Annotated in this window: 21 protein-coding genes, 2 tRNA genes and 2 pseudogenes; 11 read left to right on the forward strand and 14 right to left on the reverse strand. The window is 71.9% G+C overall.

Translation table 11 applies throughout. The features are described from left to right. Positions 1–427: 427 nt before the first annotated feature. Both HAV40_RS00095 and HAV40_RS00100 read left to right on the forward strand, forming a co-directional pair. The gene (locus HAV40_RS00095; protein ID WP_166377714.1) at positions 428–1,696 is read left to right on the forward strand and encodes a hypothetical protein; all 1,269 of its coding nucleotides are present in this window, start codon (positions 428–430) and stop codon (positions 1,694–1,696) included. Then, the gene (locus HAV40_RS00100) at positions 1,693–2,415 is read left to right on the forward strand and encodes a hypothetical protein (RefSeq protein ID WP_166377716.1); all 723 of its coding nucleotides are present in this window, start codon (positions 1,693–1,695) and stop codon (positions 2,413–2,415) included. Before HAV40_RS00095 ends, HAV40_RS00100 begins: the two co-directional genes overlap by 4 nt. Before the next feature lie 38 nt (positions 2,416–2,453). Here the strand turns inward: HAV40_RS00100 and HAV40_RS00105 are convergent, their stop codons facing one another. From HAV40_RS00105 to HAV40_RS00115, 4 genes and pseudogenes are all read right to left on the reverse strand, one after another. Then, positions 2,454–3,500 carry an aldo/keto reductase gene (locus tag HAV40_RS00105; RefSeq protein WP_166377718.1) on the reverse strand — a complete coding sequence of 349 codons (1,047 nt, stop codon included), beginning with the start codon at positions 3,498–3,500 and terminating at the stop codon, positions 2,454–2,456. Between the two features lie 153 nt (positions 3,501–3,653). Continuing rightward, positions 3,654–3,845: pseudogene (locus HAV40_RS39275) on the reverse strand (Clp protease N-terminal domain-containing protein); the annotation flags it as partial. A gap of 189 nt (positions 3,846–4,034) precedes the next feature. Beyond that, positions 4,035–4,235: pseudogene (locus HAV40_RS39280) on the reverse strand (Clp protease N-terminal domain-containing protein); the annotation flags it as partial. Continuing rightward, a complete protein-coding gene (locus HAV40_RS00115) occupies positions 4,232–4,468 on the reverse strand; it encodes a helix-turn-helix domain-containing protein (RefSeq protein WP_166377737.1) in 237 nt (78 codons plus the stop codon). The pseudogene HAV40_RS39280 and the gene HAV40_RS00115, both read right to left, overlap by 4 nt. Positions 4,469–4,685: 217 nt before the next feature. Here HAV40_RS00115 and HAV40_RS00120 point away from each other — a divergent pair, with 217 nt between their 5' ends. Then, on the forward strand, positions 4,686–6,227 hold the full coding sequence (locus HAV40_RS00120; protein WP_166377739.1) for an ArnT family glycosyltransferase: 1,542 nt from the start codon (positions 4,686–4,688) through the stop codon (positions 6,225–6,227). Between the two features lie 98 nt (positions 6,228–6,325). Here HAV40_RS00120 and HAV40_RS00125 read toward each other — a convergent pair whose 3' ends face one another. The 6 genes from HAV40_RS00125 to HAV40_RS00150 form a co-directional block, all read right to left on the reverse strand. Continuing rightward, positions 6,326–7,435, reverse strand: coding sequence for a hypothetical protein (locus HAV40_RS00125; protein ID WP_166377741.1), 1,110 nt, complete (start codon positions 7,433–7,435; stop codon positions 6,326–6,328). Next, positions 7,432–8,046 (reverse strand): hypothetical protein, encoded by a 615-nt coding sequence (locus HAV40_RS00130; protein WP_166377743.1) that lies wholly within the window; start codon positions 8,044–8,046, stop codon positions 7,432–7,434. Before HAV40_RS00130 ends, HAV40_RS00125 begins: the two co-directional genes overlap by 4 nt. A 57-nt stretch (positions 8,047–8,103) precedes the next feature. Continuing rightward, positions 8,104–8,176 (reverse strand) — tRNA-Asp (locus HAV40_RS00135). Positions 8,177–8,195: 19 nt separating this feature from the next. Next, positions 8,196–8,268 (reverse strand) — tRNA-Trp (locus tag HAV40_RS00140). Positions 8,269–8,519: 251 nt separating this feature from the next. Further along, positions 8,520–9,305 (reverse strand): peroxide stress protein YaaA, encoded by a 786-nt coding sequence (yaaA, locus tag HAV40_RS00145; protein ID WP_166377745.1) that lies wholly within the window; start codon positions 9,303–9,305, stop codon positions 8,520–8,522. Between the two features lie 50 nt (positions 9,306–9,355). Continuing rightward, on the reverse strand, positions 9,356–9,778 hold the full coding sequence (locus HAV40_RS00150) for a DUF1801 domain-containing protein (protein WP_166377747.1): 423 nt from the start codon (positions 9,776–9,778) through the stop codon (positions 9,356–9,358). Between the two features lie 79 nt (positions 9,779–9,857). On the opposite strand from HAV40_RS00150, the gene HAV40_RS00155 reads away from it, so the two are divergent. From HAV40_RS00155 to HAV40_RS00170, 4 genes are all read left to right on the forward strand, one after another. Then, a complete protein-coding gene (locus tag HAV40_RS00155) occupies positions 9,858–10,301 on the forward strand; it encodes an NUDIX domain-containing protein (protein ID WP_166377749.1) in 444 nt (147 codons plus the stop codon). Further along, the gene (locus tag HAV40_RS00160; protein ID WP_166377751.1) at positions 10,301–11,257 is read left to right on the forward strand and encodes a DUF1152 domain-containing protein; all 957 of its coding nucleotides are present in this window, start codon (positions 10,301–10,303) and stop codon (positions 11,255–11,257) included. Before HAV40_RS00155 ends, HAV40_RS00160 begins: the two co-directional genes overlap by 1 nt. Positions 11,258–11,336: 79 nt before the next feature. Then, the gene (locus tag HAV40_RS00165; RefSeq protein ID WP_166377753.1) at positions 11,337–11,591 is read left to right on the forward strand and encodes a hypothetical protein; all 255 of its coding nucleotides are present in this window, start codon (positions 11,337–11,339) and stop codon (positions 11,589–11,591) included. 64 nt (positions 11,592–11,655) lie between these two features. Further along, positions 11,656–12,420: an alpha/beta fold hydrolase gene (locus tag HAV40_RS00170; RefSeq protein ID WP_166377755.1), complete on the forward strand. Its 765-nt coding sequence runs from the start codon at positions 11,656–11,658 to the stop codon at positions 12,418–12,420. Positions 12,421–12,450: 30 nt separating this feature from the next. Here the strand turns inward: HAV40_RS00170 and HAV40_RS00175 are convergent, their stop codons facing one another. Further along, positions 12,451–12,870, reverse strand: coding sequence for an HIT family protein (locus HAV40_RS00175; RefSeq protein WP_166377757.1), 420 nt, complete (start codon positions 12,868–12,870; stop codon positions 12,451–12,453). 42 nt (positions 12,871–12,912) lie between these two features. Between HAV40_RS00175 and HAV40_RS00180 the strand changes: the two genes are divergently transcribed. Next, a complete protein-coding gene (locus HAV40_RS00180) occupies positions 12,913–13,467 on the forward strand; it encodes a YbaK/EbsC family protein (protein ID WP_166377759.1) in 555 nt (184 codons plus the stop codon). A gap of 4 nt (positions 13,468–13,471) precedes the next feature. On the opposite strand, the gene HAV40_RS00185 is transcribed toward HAV40_RS00180, so the two are convergent. Continuing rightward, entirely contained in the window at positions 13,472–14,188 is a 717-nt protein-coding gene (locus HAV40_RS00185; RefSeq protein ID WP_166377761.1) for a hypothetical protein, read from the reverse strand. Positions 14,189–14,348: 160 nt separating this feature from the next. Between HAV40_RS00185 and HAV40_RS00190 the strand changes: the two genes are divergently transcribed. The 3 genes from HAV40_RS00190 to HAV40_RS00200 all read left to right on the forward strand — a co-directional run bounded on the left by HAV40_RS00190 (position 14,349) and on the right by HAV40_RS00200 (position 16,926). Next, positions 14,349–14,798, forward strand: a complete 450-nt coding sequence (locus tag HAV40_RS00190; protein ID WP_239086191.1) for a DUF3307 domain-containing protein — start codon at positions 14,349–14,351, stop codon at positions 14,796–14,798. Positions 14,799–14,849: 51 nt separating this feature from the next. Next, on the forward strand, positions 14,850–15,809 hold the full coding sequence (locus HAV40_RS00195; protein WP_166377763.1) for a phosphotransferase: 960 nt from the start codon (positions 14,850–14,852) through the stop codon (positions 15,807–15,809). A gap of 88 nt (positions 15,810–15,897) precedes the next feature. Then, positions 15,898–16,926 carry a prenyltransferase gene (locus HAV40_RS00200; RefSeq protein ID WP_203671248.1) on the forward strand — a complete coding sequence of 343 codons (1,029 nt, stop codon included), beginning with the start codon at positions 15,898–15,900 and terminating at the stop codon, positions 16,924–16,926. 153 nt (positions 16,927–17,079) lie between these two features. Here the strand turns inward: HAV40_RS00200 and HAV40_RS00205 are convergent, their stop codons facing one another. Beyond that, positions 17,080–17,844, reverse strand: a complete 765-nt coding sequence (locus HAV40_RS00205; protein WP_166377765.1) for a hypothetical protein — start codon at positions 17,842–17,844, stop codon at positions 17,080–17,082. A gap of 144 nt (positions 17,845–17,988) precedes the next feature. After that, a complete protein-coding gene (locus HAV40_RS00210) occupies positions 17,989–18,735 on the reverse strand; it encodes a succinate dehydrogenase/fumarate reductase iron-sulfur subunit (RefSeq protein WP_166379980.1) in 747 nt (248 codons plus the stop codon). Positions 18,736–18,741 lie beyond the last annotated feature (6 nt).

Genomic DNA, 18,741 nt, shown 5'->3' on the forward strand with positions numbered 1-18,741 from the left:
TGGCAGCGGACCCGGTGTCGGTGGCGAGCGACCACCCTGCGATCGTCGCTCGCCGCCGACGGCCCGGATACCTGCGGCACGCCTACCAGCAGGGAGGGCAGTTCGGGTCACCGCCGGGGCCCATGAAGACGGCTGCAGGCAAGGCCACCGCTGGCGCGTCGGTCGGCACGGCGGGCCCCAGATGGGCACCGGCGGCATCGCGCGCGAGGCTGTTGTACGTGATCCGCGTACTCGGTCCCGTGATCACGCAGACGGCGACCCCGTCGGGCGTGGGCATCAGGCGCTTGGTGTAGGTGTGGACATGCCTTGGGGCGGCTCGTTGCGGCCGGGGACGGATGCCGTGCTGGGGAGGCGTGCTGGCGGAAGACTAGTGTGTCCAGCTATGGGAGCCGCCTACAAAGCTGTCCAACTCGGGGCAGACATGCTCATGACGGACGGTGAGGTCATTCATCCGGTGCCGGAGGGTGTCTACGAGCCGGGCCTCGGGTCGGTGGCGACCCGGCTGGCCGGCCGGTTCGGTGACGAGGGTGTCGTCATGGTGGACGCGGACGCCGCCCGTGCGATGCGCCTGCCCACGACCCGCGACGAACTGACCGCCGTCGAGGGTGACCACGTCCTGTTGCGCGAGATCCGGGCGGAGGGCTGGGAGGTCAGGAAGCTGGCGGACTGGACGACGCTGCGGCGCGAAGGGGTCATGCTGCGGGTCGGCGTGCTGCCCGCGATCGAACCGGCGACCTTCCCGCTGCTGGACCCCGACCCCGCCGACGGTATGGGCACTCTGACGTCCCTGGCACTGTGGCACCGGGTCACGGGCAGCGCGTATCACGGCACCAGCGGTGTCGCCGGCACGGCCGTTCTGAGCCGGGTCACGACGGTGGGCGTGAAGAAGCTTCAGCCGACGTGGAAGCCCAAAATCGAACTGGTGCCCGGGTTCGAGGACGATTTTCACGCGGACCACTTTCGGGCGCCCGCTTCCGGGATGAGGTTCGCGCATGCGTACGACGCGAATCGTGCTTATATCGCGGCGGCGGCGAATGCGATTCTGGCCCCGTGGCAGCTGAAGCAGGGCGGCGTGAAGTTCGACCCGAAGATGGGCGGCTGGTGGTTGTGTGAATTGTCGCCGTGGAACGACAAGCGGATGCCCGACCCGGCCGGCTATGCAGCGGAGAAGGGACCGCGCTGGATCTCCACCGCGACGGTGGCGCTGCTGCAGCAGTTGACGGAAGAAGGCGTTTACGGCGGTGTGCGGATCAAGGACAGCCGGGTGTCGGCCGGGTCTGAGCTGCTGCGGCCGTGGGCGTGGAAGATGCGGGACGCCTACGCGGCGGCGGCCGGGGCGACCGACGACCCGCGCGACGCTGACCGGGTATTGAAGGCGCTCAAGGAGTCCGGGCGTAAGACGCTCGGGATGCTCGCCAGCGAGACGAACTGGATCTACCGGCCGGACTGGTGGTATTCCATCATCGCGACGGACCGCGCGAATCGCTGGCGCAAGATGTGGAAGACGGGGCGGGAGCAGAACCGCTGGCCGCTGTGGATCGACGTGGACAATGTGTGGTACGCCTCGGACGTCGAGGACGGCGTCGCCGCGATTCCGGCCGGCTGGAATCTCGACGCCACCGGGATGAAGCTCGGGGCGTACAAGCACAAGGCGACCCGTAGAAGCCGGGTCGCGGCGAATGGGGATGGGAAATGAGCGGGTTGGGTGACCGCCTGGTCAACATGATGCGCGGCCGCGAAGTCCAGCAGTCCCCGATGACCTTCCGGGAGAAGGCGGAGGAGTTGCGGCGTATCGCCGGTGTCACGAAAGGCGCCAAGATCGCGGGCGTGGACCGGCGTACGTTCCAGCGGTGGTTTGAGAAGTGGAACGCCGGAATGAATCCGAAGCCGCGTAAGGACACGCTGGACAAGCTGGATTTCGGCGTACGCCGGGCGTGGGTCGCGACCCCGCTGCCGGACGGGGCCGTGGTACTCAACGTGAAGGACCGCAACGATACGGCGCGCGCGGTCCGCACGATCACCGCGAAGCAGCTCAGGCTCTCCCCCGGCACGATGAACCGGGTCGCGGACGTCTACGTGGCCACCGGCGACGCCGAGGCCGCGGCGGCGGCGTTCCTGGCGGGCGTGCAGGACCGCTTCTACCGCCGGTGGCTCACGCCGCCGCGCGGCGACCGGGACGCGGCGGCGTGGGACCGTTCGGGGGGCACCGGTGCGGTGTCGGCCGGGGCCGCTGCGGTGGTCGTCCCCGGACCGCGGACCGCGGCGGCTGAGGAGGAGTTCGCGGAGGAGGACCTGGACCAGCTCGCCGGGCCGGAGGTGCCGGAGACGGCCTTCGACGAGTTCATGGACGCGATCTACGACGAGGGCGTGGGCGAGGTCCCCGACGAGGACGTGTACGGCGGCGACGTCCAGTGACTGCGCCCGGCGAGCAGGCCTGACGGGGATGTGCAGCGTCAGGCGGCGGCGCGGGCGGATGGTGGGCGGCGGCGCAGGGTGCTGTCGGTCAGGGACGGTGCGCGCCAGGCGCCGTCGGGGCGGTACAGGTTGACGCCGGGCGGGACGATCTCGTCGATGCGGTCGAGGGTCGCGTCGTCGAGCGCCAGGGCGGCTCCCTTCAGGGCGGTGTCGAGGTGGGCCAGGGTGCGTGGGCCGATGATGGTCGACGTGACAGCCGGGTGTGCCTGGGTGAACGCGACGGCGAGTTCGGGCAGGGTGCAGCCGAGCTCGTCGGCGAGGGCGGTGAGCTGTTCGAGGGCGTCGTACTTGGCGGCGTTGGCGGGGATGGCGGGGTCGAAGCGGTGCGGCGTGAGGGCGGCGCGGCCGGTGGTGAGGTCGACGGTGTCGCGGTGGATGCGGCCGGACAGGAAGCCGGAGGCCAGCGGGCTCCAGACGAGCACGCCCATGCCGTAGCGCTGGGCGACGGGCAGGATGTCGGCTTCGATGCCGCGGGCGAGCAGGGAGTACGGGGGCTGCTCGGTGCGGAAGCGGCTGACGGCGCGGCGCTGGGCGGCGTGGTGGGCTTCGACTAGTTCCTCGGCGGGGAAGGTGGAGCAGCCGTACGCGCGGATCTTTCCGGCGCGGACGAGGTCGCCGAGGGTGGCGAGGGTCTCCTCGATGTCGGTGGTGTGGTCGGGGCGGTGGATCTGGTAGAGGTCGATCCAGTCGGTGTTCAGGCGGCGCAGGCTGTCGTCGACGGCGGTGAGGATCCAGCGTCGGCTGTTGCCGCCGCGGTTGCGGCCCTCGCCCATCGGGAAGTGCACCTTGGTGGCGAGGATGACGTCGTCACGGCGGCCGTGCAGGGCCTTGCCGACGATGGTCTCGGATTCGCCGGCGGAGTACATGTCGGCGGTGTCGATGAAGTTGACGCCGTGGTCGAGGGCGTGGCCGATGATGCGGGCGCAGTCGTCGTGGTCGGGGTTGCCGACGCTGCCGAGCATCATGGTGCCCAGGCAGTAGGCGCTGACTTCGATGCCGGTGCGGCCTAGGGCGCGGTAGCGCATGGTGCTTCTCCCCTGGTCGGCACTCCTGCGCCGGTGCGACAGGAGTCGATCATGGAAGTGAGCGTAGAGGCTGGAGTGCGCTCCAGGTCAAGTCGGCGCGGCCCGGTGTGCTTCACCGGGCCGCGCCGCTGTTCAGGTCCGGGCGTTGGCGGCCTGTTCGGTACGGGTGCGCAGGTCGTCGAGGTCGATGCCCGCCTCGGTGAGGATGAGCGCGGCGAGGCCTTTGCCTTCGCGGATCAGGCCGAGCAGGACGTGTTCGGTGCCGATGTGCTTGTGCTTGAGGCGCAGGGCTTCGCGCAGGGACAGTTCGAGCACGACCTTGCTGCGGGGGGTGAAGGGGATGTGGCGGCCCTCGCTGACGGCGACGCGGGGGCGGCGGCGGAACAGGCCTCGCTTGGGAGGCTGGGTGACCTGGTTGAGGGCGCCGGGGCCGAAGGTCTCCTCGAGTTTGGCGCGTACGGCGTCGAGGTCGATGCCGATGGCCTGGAGGGCCTCGGCGTCGGCGGCGCCCAGCGGCTCGCTGGTGCCGACGTGGCGGTTGATGGCGGCGGTGACCTGGTCGTGGTCGAGCCCGGCGGCGGTGAGCAGGTCGTGCGGGATGCCGCTGGTCGGCCGGAGCAGGCCGAGCAGAAGGTGTTCGGTGCCGATGTAGTGCTGCTGGCCGCAGTGGCGGGCCTCGTCCTGGGCACCTCGGACGACGTCGCGTGCGGCGGCGGTGAATCGTTCGAACATCATTTCTCCCGTCGGTCCGGTCCGGGCCAGCGGCCGGCGTGCTTCTTGTGTACGGCCTGGCGGCTCACCTCCAGGGCGTCGGCGATCTCCTGCCAGGACCAGCCGGCCCGGCGGGCGTTGCCGACCTGCAGCGTCTCCAGGGTTTCGAGCAGTCGGCGCAGGGCGAGCACCGCTCGGAGGCCGACGCCGGGGTCGGCGCTGCCGGCCGCGGCGGCGAGTTTGGTCGCGTCGCTCATGCTGTCAATGTAGGTTGACATAGGTCGGGATGTCAACTCAGGTTGACGCACTATGTGCGCGCTGGCTCGTGACCTGTGGTTATGCGATCTGCGGCGTAATGGTCGCGGGTGGCTTTTGAATGATCTGCGTGACACATGTCGTTCACGAGGTTTAGGACGGTTTCGCGGTGTTAGCTTCTGCGGGCCCCGCATACCCGCTGACATGGATGGAACGACGATGACAGCTGCCGCCGTCACCTCACGCACCGCACTGATACGCGACGCGCTGCTGTGGGCCGCGGTCGCCGCGAGCCTGGCGTGGACATTCGCCTACCGGTCCACCACCAACCGCGTACAGGTGCTGGACTACGACGACGGGGTGTACTGGCAGACCGCGCTGGCCATCGCCGACGGCGCGAAGCCGTACACGGAGGTGTTCCACGCTCAGCCACCGCTGTTCCCGTGGCTGGTCGCACAGCCGTTCGCGCTGCTCGGCGCGGTCGGTGGGGAGATGACCGCCCGGCTGCTGATGACGGGGTTCACGATGCTGCTGGCGGGCAGCGCGGCCGGGATGGCGGCGTTGCTGCGCGGGCCCCGGGCGGGCATGCTCGCCGCACTGGCCGTGGCCGCGTTCCCGCTGGTACAGCGGTACAGCTTCCAGTTCGGCGCGGATCTGCCCGCCGCGGCACTGGGCGGGGTCGCGCTGTGCCTGGCGCTGCGCGCCCGCACCGCGGGCCGGTCGGCACGGTGGTGGTGGGCCGGGGCGGGGGCGGCGTTGTGCCTGGCCGCGCTGGTGAAACTGATCGCCGTGGTGGTCGTGCCGTCGCTGGCGCTGGCCTTGCTTGCCACTGCCGGGCCGGGGGGCTGGGCATGGCTGCGCCGCACCGCAGCGGCGATCGGCTGCTTCGCGGCCGGGTTCGCCGTGGCGGGGGCCGCCGCGCTGGTGGCGATCCGGCCGGGGCGGGCGGCCTGGGACCAGGTGTTCTCGTTCCACCTGCGGGCGGCCGCGTCCGCCGACGTGCCCGACGTCATCGGGATGATCCGCAACACCGGGGACTGGGGGCTGCCGTACTTCATCGCCGCAGGGGTCGGGGCGGTGCTGGCACTGTGCCTGCCGGGCCGGGCCGGAGGGCGCGCGGACGTCGCCGCGATCACGGTGTGGGCGGCGGCGATCGTGCCGTACGGGTATCTGCACCATCCGGTGTTCAAGCACCACGTGCTGTTGTTCATCGCACCCGCCGGGGCGTTGATCGTGCTGGGGGTGGCGGCGCTGTGGGCGCTGGCGCGCCGGGTCGTGCGGCGGCTCACCGGGCCACGGCGGCGCTGGGCAGGAGCTGTCGCCGTGGTGGCGGCCGTGCTGGCCGGGGCGTGGCAGACCACGCACACCAGCGTCGCGCCGGTGCTCGCCGACACCGCGGTCGAGGCGTGCCTGCGGGCTCTGCCCCGTGATGTGACGCTGGTCAGCGACGACCAGGCGATGCTGGCGCGCGCGGGGCTGCGTACGCCGCCGTGGCTGGTGGACACGTCGCACGTGCGCATCGACTCCGGGTGGCTCACCGACGCCGAGATCACCACTGCGGCGTCCGCCGCCGACGGGGTGCTGTTCGCCCGGCCACGGCGTATCGGCAAGCACCCGGAGGTCAGGGCGTGGGCCAAGGAGCATTTCCCGGTGCGGTACACGGCTGATCGGTATGAGCTCTACCTGCGTGCGGCGACGCTGGTCACCGGATGCGCCGGGACGCTCCAGGTCGACGGCAAGACAGTGACGCCCACCCCGTGACATACGGACTGCGGGACGTCCCCCGAGGTGGGACGTCCCGCAGTTCGAGCCCGGCGGCTGCCGATGCATGGCAGAAGAATGGCAGCCGCCGGGAGCTCCTAGCGTTCCAGCAACTCCTGGTGGAAGTCGCGGTAGCGCTGCACGGCCAGGCGCAGCCCCTCGGTGTCCGTGCCCGCCTCACCGAACGCCGCGTCCAGCTCGCGCTGCCGGTCGGCCAGCGACTCCTGCAGCGTGCGCACCGCCTCGCCGACCAGGTCACGCAGCTCAGCGGCGACCGCCGGCGGGTCGTCGACGAACCGCAGCTGCGCTGCCTGCCAGCGGTTGCGCAGGTTCTCGGCGGCCGCGGCGGGCCACAGGGGCGCCAGCGCGGCGGCCTCGGTCGGCTCGGCGGCCGGCGGGTCGACCGCATCGGGTCCGCCCACGACCTGCGCCTGGTCAGCGGGCAGATCCGCGTCGTAGGAGGTCACGTCAACGGGGGTGACATCCGCGGCCTCATGCCTCGTCGGCTCGTCCGCACCGTCGGCGGCCACCGGCTCGTTCACCGCGGCGAGATCCGCGGCGTCCGCTCCGTCGGGCTCGCCGTCCAGCACCTCGGCCGAATGCGGCGACGGGGTGCCCGGTGTGGTCAGGTCCTCGACCGCGAGGTCGGCTGCGGTCGGCTCGGCGGCGGGGGTGCCGTCGGGGGCGAGTTCGTCGTCGGCGTCCGACCGGTCGGCGGCGGGGACGTCGACGTCGGCGAGGTCGTCGAGCGTACGGGTCTCGGCGTCGACCGGCTCACCGTCGGCGTCGACGGCCTGCGCGATCGTCTCGTCCTGCACCTCGTCGGCGGGCACGACCGGGTCTTCCCGGTCGGCCGGGTCCTCGCCGATGTGCGCCTCGGGGTGGGCCGGGTCGTCGGTGGCGGAGGGCTCGTCGTCGGCGACGTCGTCCAGCGGCGGGGTCTGGTCGTCGGGCGTGGCCACGGTGTGCCCGCCCTCGGTGGTGCCGCTGAAGCCGTCGAGGTCCACCGGCTCGACGGGCTCGCCGTCGCGTACGGCGTCCGGGCCGTCGGCGTGCACGACGCCGTCCTGGTCGTGGCGGTGCGCCGGGTCGACGAGTTCGCCGTCGACGACGTCATCGGTGCGGTCCTGGTGCGGCACGGTGTCGCGCCGCTCGTCGTCGGCGTCGAGGGCGCCGTGGCTGAAGTGGGCTCGGGTGTCGTAGGTCATGCGTGGACCTCCTCGTCACGGCGGGGGGTGGGGTTAGCGGCCGCGGCTGCGGCCGCCGGGGTGGTGGGCTCGGTGGGGACCGGGTCCTCGCCGAGCAGCTGGGCGACCAGCTCGCGGTAGCGGACCACCGCGATACGCAGGTCCTCGGTGGCGGCTTCGCCGCGGCTGTTGCGCTCGGCGATGTCCCTGGCCTCGCGGTACGAGGCAAGCGTGGCGGCGTGGTCGACGGACAGCTGGGCCAGCTGCTCGGCGTCGTCGTCGCCGGGGTAGCCGCGTGCCGTGATCAGGTCACGGACCAGTTCGTCGGCCTCCCCCACCGCGTCGGCCGGGGCGTCGATGAAGTGCGACTGCAGGGCGTGCCAGCGGACCACGAACTGCGCGTGGTCCTCGGGGGTCAGTTCCCGCAGTTCCAGCTCGGCGTGGCGGCGCTCACGGTCGCGCAGCTCCCGCTCGGCTTCGGTCCTGTTGTCGTGCTCGGCGACGGCGCGGTCGTACTCGGGGCCGAAACGGCGGCGCAGCGACTGGCGGCGCATGGCCGTCCAGGCGACGAACGCACCAGCCGCGAGCACGGCGAGCACGACCAGCAAGATGATGATCTGTCCGGTGTCCATCGAGGTACCTCCTTCGACGAGGAGATACCCCTTTTCACGGCGCTAAACCGTGAGATGCGCCGGTGACGGGATTCGAACCCGCGACCCCCCGCTCGACAGGCGGGTGCTCTCACCACTGAGCCACACCGGCAGCGTATGAAGTTGTGTCGCACGGGCGGCAGGATTCGAACCCGCAACCTTCGGATTTGGAGGCCGGTGCTCTGACCGTTGAGCTACACCCGCGTGCGTGGAAATGACGAACCGCCCGTCCCCGGCGTACCGGGGAGCGGGCGGCGTCGGCCGTTCGCGTGGCGCTCAGCGGCGCCGGTCACCCGGATCGTCGGTGTCGTCCGTGGACCATGAACGGGTCACGGGACGCGGGGAGGCCGACCATCGCTGATCGCTGGTGTGCTGGCGCATCGCCGTCCTCCTGTCCGGTCGGGGTGGTGTGCCTACCGTAGGCGGCGGGGCTCGGGCCGGGCAAAGGGTTTACGTCAGAGTTCGGTGACGATGACGTCGAGCTGCCAGGGTCGGCCGGGGCGGGCGGGTGGCTGCTGCTCGACGGTGTGTTTGAGGTCGCGCAGGGCGGTGGCGAGTTCGGCCGGGTCGCGCGGGTTGCCGCCGTCGGTGAGCAGGTCGCGTACGAGGCGGCCCTTGGTGGCTTTGTTGAAGTGGCTGACCACGGTCCGGGCGCCGTTGCGTTCGTGCAGGACCCGGACGGTGGCGGTGCGGGCGGCGACGTCGCCACGGGGCGTCCAGGCCGGGGTGTAGAGCGACGAGCGCAGGTCCAGGACGAGGCCGGTGCCGGCGGCTTCGGCCAGGGGCTGGGCCATGGTGTCACGCCACAGGGTGCTGAGCAGGCCGACGCCGGGTAGGCGTACGCCCATGGAGCAGCGGTAGGGCGGGACGCGGTCGTCGACGCGCAGCGCACCCCACAGGCCGGAGAAGATCAGCAGGGTCCGGCGGGCGCGGGTCTTCGCGGGGGCGGGCAGGTCGGCCAGGCCGAGGTTGTCGTAGAGCACGCCGGTGTAGAGGCTGCCCGCGGGCAGTGCCTTCGCGGTGCGCAGCAGGGTGTTGCGGGTGATCTCGCCGCGCAGGCCGGGGCTGAGGCCGAGGGTTTCGGCGGCGATGTCCTGATCGCCGCCGCACAGGGTGATCAGCGCGTCGAGGGCGCGTTCGCGGGCCGCGTGCAGGGCGGGCAGGGACAGCCGTGCCGGGTCGAGCGGTTTGCCGGAGCCGGTGTCGGCCTTGCCCTCCGAGGGCGGCAGCAGGATCAGCACCGGCTCACTCTAGGTGACCTGCCGGGTGGGGCGGGCGTCGGCACGGCTGGTCAGCTGGTGATCGTCTTGCCGTGGACCTGGGTGAAGGCGGTGGCGACGAGTTCGCGCAGGGCGGCGGTGTCGACGTCGGCGAGCTTCTTGACGTAGACGCAGGCCTTGCTGACGGTGACGGGGCCGATGCGGGCGAGCAGGTCGCCGTGCACGTCGAAGCCTTCGGCGACGTAGAGGACGAGGGCCTGCTTGCGCGGGGAGAAGCCGACGGCAGGCCAGTCGCCCTGCTTGCCGGAGGCGTAGACGTAGCGGTACTGCCCGAAGCCGACGATGGCGCTGCCCCACATGACCGGCGGCTGGCCGGTGACGTCCTCCATCAGCTCGCAGACGGCCTGGGCGTCGGTGCGGCGGCGGGCGTCGGCGACCCCGGCGAGGAACTCCTCGACGCTGGCGGCGCTCCTGGTCGTCTTCGGTTCGGCCATACGGCCAGGGTATGCCCGGGGTCCGACAGCGGCCGCCACGGGACGGCACGGGGGTGTCCGCGCGCAGTAGGCTTCGCCCATGACCACCCGTCTCGTGCTGACGGCCCTGGTGGGCCGGACCGGCGCTGTGCTGCTGCGGATGCGTGACGAGCAGTCGGCGGTGCGAGCCAACCGGTGGAGCCTGCCGGGTGGCCCGATCCGGGCCGGGGAGAGCCCGGTCGGTGCCGCCAAGCGGCATATCGCCGAGCAGGCGCGGCTGGCGGTCGACGGTGAGCCGGCGCTGTTCTGGCAGGGGTTCCTGCCGGGCACCCGGACCGACGTGTACTTCTTCGCCGTGGGCACCCCGGCGTGGAACCAGGACATCGTGGCGGAGGCCGGGGTGGTCGCGGAGTTCGTGGCGGGCGAGGACGTGCTCAGCGGGCGGGCGTTCACGGCCGCGTCGGGGTTCGTGCTGGGCCGGTTCCTCGACTCCACCGAGTATCTGACGCTGGCGGGCCGGTTCTTTCCCGCCGATCCGGTCTGATGGCGTCGCTGCGCATGCCGGGGCTGTTCGATGCCCTGGCCGGGTGCGAGCGCGTGCTGATCGCCGGGGCCGGGGGCGGGTTCGACGTGTACGCGGGACTGCCGCTGGCCATGCAGCTGCACGCCGACGGGGTCCAGGTGCACCTGGCGAACCTGTCGTTCGCTGACCTGGCCGCGCTGGACACCGACGTGTGGCTGGAACCGGACGTCGCGGCGGTCGGCCCGTTGACCAAGGGCCTGGACGGCTACTTCCCGGAACGGACCCTCGCGCTGTGGCTGGCGGCCAACGGCCTGCCGCCGACGGTGTACGCGTTCAGCCGGGTCGGGGTGCAGCCGCTGCGGGCGGCGTACCAGGCGCTCGTCGACCGGCTCAAGCCGGACGCGATCGTGCTGGTCGACGGCGGCACCGACATCCTGATGCGCGGCGACGAGGCAGGGCTGGGCACGCCCGAGGAGGACATGTCGAGCCTGGCGGCGGCCGCCGCGCTCGACGTCGCGGTCAAGCTCGTCGTCTGCCTCGGGTTCGGCATCGACGCCTACCACGGCGTCAACCACGTGCAGGTGCTGGAGAACCTCGCCGAACTAGACCAGGCCGGGTCGTACCTGGGCGCGCTGTCGATCCCGGGGGACTCGCCGCAGGGCCTGGCGTACGTGAACGCGGTCGCGCACGCCCGCGCGCTGACGCCGGGCCGGCCGAGCATCGTCAACGGGCAGATCGCCGCAGCGCTGGAAGGCAGGCACGGCAACGTGCAGTTCACCACCCGCACCGGTGACAGCCGCCTGTTCGTGAACCCGCTGATGGCGGTGTACTTCACCGTCGACCTGGCGGGGCTGGCCGCGCGCAACCTGCTGCTGGACCGGATCGAGCACACGGTTGTCATGTGGCAGGTCAGCGCCGCGATAGAGGAGTTCCGCAACGGGACCGACACCCGGATCCCGCAGGCGTTCCCACACTGACGCGGTCGTCCGTAACGGCGTGTGCGAAGTGGATGAATGAGGTATCGCCTGGAGTCGATCGGACGGTTAGGTTCTTTGCATGTCCGGGGACGCGCTGATGATCGGCATTATCGGAGTGATGCTGGGGATCCTGGTCGGCCGCCGCTGGCTGAAGATGCAGCAGGCCAACTCCGGGTACAGGTCCGCGGTCGCGGGGGTGCCCAAGGCCAAGGCCGCGGTGAAGTCGGCCCGTACGGCGTGGATGCTCGCGATGCGTGGCACGCTGCTCGCCGCGGTGCTGCTGTTCGTTTACTTCCTGGCCACGACGACGGCGGTGTTCCAGTCCGCGAAGTGAGCGGGCTCACCGGGGCGCGAAAATCGGCGGCGGCGTCCGGTCGTGATCACTAGGGTGGCGCGCGATGACACTCTCACATGACGTGGCCGGTGACGGCCCGACGCTCGTACTGCTGCATTCCACGGTCTGCGACCGGCGGATGTGGGACCCGCAGCTGCCCGCCCTGACCGCCGCCGGATACCGGGTGGTGCGCTGCGACCTGCGCGGCTTCGGTGACTCCCCCATGCCGGACCGGCCCTACAACAACGCCGACGACGTCGCCGAGCTGCTCGACGCGCTCGGCGTCGAGCGCGCGGCGCTGGTCGGGGCGTCCGGTGGCGGCCGGGTCGCGCTGGAGTTCGCGGCGCGGATGCCGCAGCGGACCGCCGCGCTGGCGCTGCTGTGCACCGCCGTCGCCGACCATGAGCCCGGCGAGCAGCTGCGAGCGTTCGGCGACGAGGAGGACACGCTGCTGGAGGCGGGCGACGTGGCCGCGGCGACGGAGCTGAACGTGACGGCGTGGATCGGGCCGCAGGCCGACGACGCGACCCGCGAGCTGGTGCGCACCATGCAGCGCCACGCGTTCGAGGTGCAGCTCGCGCCCGGTGAGGAGCACGGGTCGGTCAAGCACCCGGTCGACCACACCGTGATCACCGCGCCGGCGCTGCTGGTGTCCGGCGAGCACGACTTCGCCGACTTCACCGACATCGCGGTGCGCCTGTCGAAGGAGATCGCCGGTTCGCGGCACGTACACCTGGACTGGGCGGGGCATCTGCCGAGCATGGAACGGCCCGAGGACGTCAACGCGGTGCTGGTGGCGTTCCTGCGCGAGGCCTTCCCGGCCGTCTAGGCGGCTGAGCGGAGGGGGTACGCCCCCTGCTCAGGTCTCGGCGAGGGCGGCGGTGATGGCGTCGGCGGTCGCCGAGGCCTGGGCGTCGTCGGCGTACTTGGTGCGGGGCCAGAAGAAGCCGCGCAGGCCGTCGCCCTTGCTGCGGGGCACGACGTGGGTGTGCAGGTGCGGCACACTCTGGCTGATCTTGTTGTTGATGGCGACGAAGGTGCCCTGGGCCGACATCGCCGCCTCGACGGCCCCGGCCATGCGCTGGACGAGCTGGAAGTAGCCGCCCACGGCGTCGGCGGGCAGGTCGTGCAGGGTCGGTACGTGCGAGCGCGGCACGACGAGCACGTGGCCGGGGAACACCGGCCGGGTGTCCAGGAAAGCGACGGCGCGCTCGTCGGCGTACACCAGGAACGCCGGGCGCTCCCCGGCGGCGATCTCGCAGAACAGGCATCCCTCCATGGCAACGCCGAGCCTAGCGCCTGGCTGGGTAGCATCGGTCCCATGTCTGCTGCACCCATCGGGAACTTCGAGGCGGCCTGGCCCGCCGTGGACCGTGCCGATCTCGTCGCCGAGCCGGTGACCGAGGCCCTGGCCGGATGGGCCGGGGCGGAGCCGGTCACGTCGGTGCTGGTCGTCGACACCGATCCGGAGCTGGCCGACACCGGCAACTTCGGGCAGGCGTACGACGTCGCGCCGGAGCTGTCCGCCAACTGCGTCGTCGTGGCCGCCAAGCGCGGGCAGGACGTGACCTACGCGGCGTGCATGGTGCTGGCCAGCACCCGCGCCGACGTCAACGGGCTGGTCCGCAAGCACCTCGGGGCGCGCAAGGCGTCGTTCGCGCCGATGGACGAGGCCGTGTCGCTGACCGGCATGCAGTACGGCGGCATCACCCCGATCGGCCTGCCCGCGGACTGGCCGGTGCTGGTCGACGCCGCCGTCGCCGACGCGGCGTACGTGGTCATCGGGTCCGGCAACCGGCGCGGGAAGATCATCGTGCCGGGCAAGGTGCTGGCGGACCTGCCGGGCGCGACGGTGCTGGAGGGCCTGGGCCTGTAGGCGGTCAGTTCGGCAGGGCGGCGAGCAGGCCGAGCAGCTCCCACCGCTCGGCCTCGCTGAGGACGGCGTAGACGGGCTCGTCGCGGCGGTTCGTGTCCTGCTCGATCGCGAGCCGTAGCGCATCGGCGGCCGACAGCGCGCGCAGCTGCTCCAGGGTCAGGCCCGCGGCCGCCCAGGCGGCCCGGTGCGCGTCGCCGCGGTGGTGGCGCAGCGCACCCATGCGGGTGCTGACCTGCAGCGCGTACGACGCGCCCGGCGGCTCGTACACCGGCGTCGCGGCCAGGAACGCCGGACCGCCCGTGGCCCGGCCCGCTTCGAGCAGGACGGCGAGCAGCTCGGCCAGCCGGGGCAGGACCGCGTCGCCGGGCAGCGCCCCGCGCAACGTCTGCGCCCAGAGCTGCTGGGCGGCGTCGGCGATCGTCTGCTGCAGGGCCAGGGTGTAGGTGCGTCCGGTATCGGTCAGCGACCACGTTCCCGTGCCGTCGACGGCCATGACGCCCTGCGCGAGTTCGTCGCTCATGTCGGCCGCACCGTAGGCGGTCACCGCCGCGAACGCGTCCGCGGGCATCGGCCGGGCGAGCAGGCCGAAGTAGAAACTGGAGTTCAGGCCCTGGCGGAGGCCGGTCTGCTCGGTCAGTTCGCGCAGCCGGTCCCGGGCCGCGGCACGCATTCCGATGTAGACGCGGTCGAGCGCGGGCCGGACGAGCGCGGCATACGTCATGTGGACTCCCCGTGAGCCGAAGGTTCGCAAACCCGACACCCTACCGAGGGACCCGGTTGAGTTCCAGGCCACATTCCACGCACGGCGCGTAGTGCAGCACACATCGAAAGTGTCGGCTGGATCGCAGCACCGCGCGCCGTCGCGCGCCACCATGGAACCCATGTCCTCCGTACCCGATCCGATGGTCGTGGCCCGCGCGGCCACCTTCGCCGTCGTGCTGCTCGTGCTGTACGTCGGGCACCAGCTCGGCGACCACGTCGCGCAGACCGACCGGCAGGCGGAGGGCAAGGCCGCGCCCGGCCGCAGCGGCTGGACCGCGATGGCGGGCCACCTCGCCGGATACCACGTGACCATGTTCGTGCTGCTGATCGGCACGACGGCGGTGCTGCGGCTGCCGCTGTCGGGCTGGGGCATCGCGGCCGGGCTGGCGTTCTCCGTGGCCACCCACGCGCTGCTGGACCGGCGCTGGCCGGTGCGGGCGCTGCTGCGGGCCACCGGCTCGCCCCGGTTCGCCGAGCTGACCACCCCGGTGTGCGGCATGTACGCCGCCGACCAGGCCCTGCATCTGCTGTTCCTGCTGGTGTCTGCGCTGCTCATCGTCGGGATCTGACGGGCGGATATCGCGGGCGGCGAGGGCGGGTGCGCCGGTAGCCTGCCGGGCATGGACAACACCGTGACGCCGGACTGGGACGAGGTCCTCGCGTGGATCGGCGACGCGCTCGCCGGGGCCGGGCAGCGGGCCACCGGGCCGGTCGAGCAGACGCGGGTGCGGCCGTGGTCGGTGCTGGCCAAGGTGCCCGTCGGCGGGGGCAGCACGGTGTGGTTCAAGGCCAACGGCCACTGCTCGACGTACGAGGCGCGCCTGCTCGACGTGCTCGGCCGCTGGGCCCCGGGGCGGGTCCTGGAGCCCCTCGCCGTCGACGGCGAGCGCGGCTGGTCGCTGCTGCCGGACGGCGGCAAGACGCTGCGCGAGGTCGCCACGGACGACCCGGCGCACTGGGAGGACCTGCTGGCCCGGCACGCCGAGCTGCAGCGCGACCTGGCCGGCCACGTGCCGGAGATGATCGCCCTCGGGGTGCCGGACATGACCGCGGCGCGGCTGCCCGGCCACTTCGCCGCGTTGCTGGGCGATCCGGCCGTGGGCGGGGTGCTGGCGGCCGAGCGGGTCGCGCAGCTGCGGGCGTACGAGCCGGAGTACCGGGTGCTGTGCGAGCGGGTCGCCGCGAGCGTGGTGCCGGTGTCGGTGCAGCATGACGACCTGCATGACGCGAACGTTCTGGTCGGGGACGGGTACCGGTTCTTCGACTGGGGTGACGCGTCGGTGGCGCACCCGTTCGCGGTGCTGCTGGTCGCGATGCGGATCGCCGCTGACCGCTACGACCTCAAGCCCGGCGATCCGCTGCTGGCGCGGCTGCGGGACGCGTACCTGGAGCCGTGGACCGGCTACGGGACGCGTGCCGAGCTGGCCGCCGAGGTCGAGCCCTCGGTGCAGGTGGCGAAGGTGAGCCGGTCGCTGTCGTGGCAGCGGTCGCTGGAGGACGCCGACGCCGCGGCGCTGGCGGAGTACGGGCCCGCCGTGCCGGGCTGGCTGGAGGAGCTGCTGGTCCCGAACGTGCTGTGAGCCGGTTCGAACGCCCGGTGCTGCCTGTTTCGACGCAGGGCGGGGCGGATCGTGTACCGGCCGGCGCCTGCGGCGGTACAGTCCGGCCGTGACAGCTGAGACTTCTCCGCTCCCGCTGCGGGCGCGGCTGGCGGCGTGGCGGTACGCGTTCCTCACCACGAACCCACCCGAGCAGGGCGTCGTCGACGGGGTCACCCGGTGGCTGGTGGTCACCCGGGCCGGGGTGCTGCCGATGACGCTGACCTCGGGCCTGCTGGCGGCGCTGCTGGCCGCCGGGTCCGACGCCGCCGTCGACTGGCTGAACGTGACCCTCGCCGTGATCGGCATCGTGGTCGCACACCTGGCGAACAACCTGATGAACGACCTGGCCGACACGGAGGTCGGCAACGACACCGCCGACTACCCGCGGGCGCTGTACGCCCCGCATCCGATCCTGGCCGGGCTGGTCACCAAGAAGCAGCTGGTCGGGGGCATCCTGCTGTGCCAGGTGGTCGATCTGGCGATCATGGCTGTGCTGGTCGTGCGGCAGGATTGGTGGATCGTGGCGTTCGCGGTCGGCGGGCTGTTCCTGTCGTACGCGTACACCGCACCGCCGCTGCGCCTGAAGAAGATCGGCCTGGGCGAGCTGGACGTGCTGATCACGTGGGGTCCGCTGATGGTCGGCGGGGTGTACTACGCGGGTACCGGAACGCTGCCGTGGCAGGTCGCCGCCGCCGCGACGGTGTACGCGCTGCTGCCCACGACGGTGCTGATGGCGAAACACATCGACAAGCTGCCCTACGACGGCCCGGCGGGCACGAGGACGTTCCCGGTGCTGATCGGCGAGCGGGCCGCCAAGCGCCTGACGCAGGCGATGATGATCGCGTTCTACGTCGGTGTGGCCGTGCTGGTGGCGGTCGGGGCGCTGCCGTGGCCCGCGTTGCTGGTGGTGCTCGCGGTGCCGATGCTGGTGAAAGTGGTGCGGGTGTTCAACGAGCCGGTTCCCGCCGAGCCTCCGGCGGAGAACCCGGTGTGGCCGCTGTGGTGGGCGCCTATCGCGTTCCTGCACACCCGCCGGGCCGGTGGGCTGCTGCTGCTCGGGTTGTTCGGCTGGGCGGTCTGGCTGGCGGTGCGGTGATCTGCTCGGCCTGCGGGTCGCTGTCGCGACGCCGACGACCGCGAGTGCGGGGCGCTCCGGTGGGCATCGCGGTTTTGCGCGACATCACTTTCGATGTGGTCACACCATTTTTGATGTGACCACACCGCGAGGCCATCGCGGCCGTGCCCGGCCTCACACCGCGACGATGAGCAGGCCGTCGTTGTTCAGATTCAGCTGCGGTGCGTTGACGTCGGGTTGGTAGGCGACCGTGGTGAAGGCGTGCTGCTCGTCGAAGCGCATACGCTGGCCGACCGGGATGTCCGCGCCATCGGCGGACAGCCGGGCCAGCCGCCACAGCACCTGTGCCAGCAGGTCGTGCTCGCCGGTCTCCGGTATGGCGATCAGGTCCGGGCGGGCGAACTTGGCCAGGCCGCGGGTGTGCACGGCCAGGCCGGGTCCGTCGCCGGTCTCGACGATGATCCCCACCTCGGCGTCGAGCACGAACGGGCGGTCCGTGGCCAGCGCGGCCACGGCGGCTCCAGGGTGCCACCGGTGGGCGTGGGCGTCGAGGATCGCGAGCGAGCCCTGGCTGACCAGCCACCCGGCGACGGCCCAGGCGACCTGCAGGTGGCCGAGGTCGGCGGGATCGTCGACCTCCAGCCGCACCATGTGGCAGTGTCGTGCGGCTTGCAGCACCGCATGGTCCGGCAGGTCGCGTTCGGCGATGGCGGCCAGCGCACCGGTGTGCCAGTCGTCGAACCAGCCCGGGTCGTTCTCGCGGGCGTGGGAGCGCACGTCGAGTTCCTGCACCGACGGGTGGGCGGGCATCCCGAACCGGCGGGCGTCCAGCGGCGCGTCGGGGGTGAGCGGTTCCGTGGAGAAGGCGACCAGCGCCACCGACGCCTTGCGCGCTGAGGGCTGGTGCTGGGGCCGGGGCCAGACGGAGATCGCGTTCACCCGGCGGAGTCTGCACGATCATCACCCGGAGCGGCAACCTGGCCGGGGAGAGTGAACGGCCCGCGAGTGCCGAGTCGTCACGTACGACTCGGCACTCGCGGGCCGTTCGTTGCCGTTCCCGTCTGCGGCGGGGACGGCGCGGACTCAGCTCGCGGCGCGCAGCGCCTGGCGGTAGTCCTTGTTGAGGCGCGCGATGGTCTCCAGCGGGATGCCCTTCGGGCATACCGAGGTGCACTCGCCGGTGTTGGTGCAGCCGCCGAAGCCGGCCTCGTCATGGGCGTTGATCATGTCGATGACGCGGGTGTGGCGCTCCGGCTGGCCCTGCGGCATCAGGCCCAGGTGGGTGATCTTCGCGGCGGTGAACAGCATGCCCGAGCCGTTCGGGCATGCCGCGACGCACGCGCCGCAGCCAATACAGGTCGCGGCCTCGAAGGCGGCGTCGGCGTCCGCCTTGGGCACCGGGCTGGCGTGGGCGTCCGGCGCGGAGCCGGTCGGCGCGGAGATGTACCCGCCCGCCTGGATGATCTTGTCGAAGGCGCGGCGGTCCACGACCAGGTCCTTCACGACCGGGAACGCGGCGGCCCGCCACGGCTCGATGTCGATCGTCTGGCCGTCGGTGAAGTGCCGCATGTGCAGCTGGCAGGTGGTGGTCGCCTTCTCCGGGCCGTGCGGGATCCCGTTGATGACCAGGCTGCACATGCCACAGATGCCCTCGCGGCAGTCGTGGTCGAAGGCGACCGGGTCCTCGCCGTCGAGGGTCAGCCGCTCGTTGAGCACGTCGAGCATCTCGAGGAACGACATGTCCGGAGAGACGTTCTGCAGCTGGTAGGTCACCATGCTGCCCTTGTCCTGCGCGTCGGCCTGCCGCCAGATGCGCAGCTTGAGGCTCATCAGCTT

It is taken from the genome of Catellatospora methionotrophica (assembly GCF_011297335.1).
Taxonomy (GTDB): Bacteria; Actinomycetota; Actinomycetes; order Mycobacteriales; family Micromonosporaceae; genus Catellatospora; species Catellatospora methionotrophica.

Coding starts and splice junctions, on each gene's coding strand:
- HAV40_RS00120 (WP_166377739.1), top strand. CDS start 4,686: ATGACAGCTGCCGCCGTCACCTCACGCACCGCACTGATACGCGACGCG.
- HAV40_RS00095 (WP_166377714.1), top strand. CDS start 428: ATGACGGACGGTGAGGTCATTCATCCGGTGCCGGAGGGTGTCTACGAG.
- HAV40_RS00210 (WP_166379980.1), bottom strand. CDS start 18,735: ATGAGCCTCAAGCTGCGCATCTGGCGGCAGGCCGACGCGCAGGACAAG.
- HAV40_RS00115 (WP_166377737.1), bottom strand. CDS start 4,468: ATGAGCGACGCGACCAAACTCGCCGCCGCGGCCGGCAGCGCCGACCCC.
- HAV40_RS00130 (WP_166377743.1), bottom strand. CDS start 8,046: ATGGACACCGGACAGATCATCATCTTGCTGGTCGTGCTCGCCGTGCTC.
- HAV40_RS00195 (WP_166377763.1), top strand. CDS start 14,850: ATGGACAACACCGTGACGCCGGACTGGGACGAGGTCCTCGCGTGGATC.
- HAV40_RS00100 (WP_166377716.1), top strand. CDS start 1,693: ATGAGCGGGTTGGGTGACCGCCTGGTCAACATGATGCGCGGCCGCGAA.
- HAV40_RS00165 (WP_166377753.1), top strand. CDS start 11,337: ATGTCCGGGGACGCGCTGATGATCGGCATTATCGGAGTGATGCTGGGG.
- HAV40_RS00160 (WP_166377751.1), top strand. CDS start 10,301: ATGGCGTCGCTGCGCATGCCGGGGCTGTTCGATGCCCTGGCCGGGTGC.
- HAV40_RS00150 (WP_166377747.1), bottom strand. CDS start 9,778: ATGGCCGAACCGAAGACGACCAGGAGCGCCGCCAGCGTCGAGGAGTTC.
- HAV40_RS00155 (WP_166377749.1), top strand. CDS start 9,858: ATGACCACCCGTCTCGTGCTGACGGCCCTGGTGGGCCGGACCGGCGCT.
- HAV40_RS00175 (WP_166377757.1), bottom strand. CDS start 12,870: ATGGAGGGATGCCTGTTCTGCGAGATCGCCGCCGGGGAGCGCCCGGCG.
- HAV40_RS00170 (WP_166377755.1), top strand. CDS start 11,656: ATGACACTCTCACATGACGTGGCCGGTGACGGCCCGACGCTCGTACTG.
- HAV40_RS00190 (WP_239086191.1), top strand. CDS start 14,349: ATGTCCTCCGTACCCGATCCGATGGTCGTGGCCCGCGCGGCCACCTTC.
- HAV40_RS00105 (WP_166377718.1), bottom strand. CDS start 3,500: ATGCGCTACCGCGCCCTAGGCCGCACCGGCATCGAAGTCAGCGCCTAC.
- HAV40_RS00125 (WP_166377741.1), bottom strand. CDS start 7,435: ATGACCTACGACACCCGAGCCCACTTCAGCCACGGCGCCCTCGACGCC.
- HAV40_RS00180 (WP_166377759.1), top strand. CDS start 12,913: ATGTCTGCTGCACCCATCGGGAACTTCGAGGCGGCCTGGCCCGCCGTG.
- HAV40_RS00185 (WP_166377761.1), bottom strand. CDS start 14,188: ATGACGTATGCCGCGCTCGTCCGGCCCGCGCTCGACCGCGTCTACATC.